Raw genomic sequence first — 279 nt, forward strand, 5'->3', positions numbered from 1 at the left:
GGAAAAAACAGAGTCTAAACGCCAACGCTCATTAGCCAGGGAGCTTGAATGGGTGCGCATGAATCCCAAAGGCAGACACGCTAAGAGTAAGGCGCGCATATCTGCCTATGAAACAATGCTCACTGAAGGTGGGGAAAAAAGGCGTGAAGAAATAGAAATTTTCATTCCACCAGGCCCGCGGTTGGGTGATGTGGTCATTGAAGCGCATAATGTTGAAAAGGCGTTTGGCGACAAAGTGTTGTTTAGGAATTTAGATTTTTCTTTACCCCCAGGCGGTAT

1 protein-coding gene is annotated in these 279 nt (G+C 46.6%); it reads left to right on the forward strand.

The window, feature by feature from the left end:
- A partial coding sequence (locus MD536_RS21820; RefSeq protein ID WP_239603887.1) for a hypothetical protein occupies positions 1–279 on the forward strand: 279 nt, incomplete at both ends.

This window comes from Flavihumibacter cheonanensis, assembly GCF_022352215.1.
In the GTDB taxonomy this organism is placed as follows: Bacteria; Bacteroidota; Bacteroidia; order Chitinophagales; family Chitinophagaceae; genus Flavihumibacter; species Flavihumibacter cheonanensis.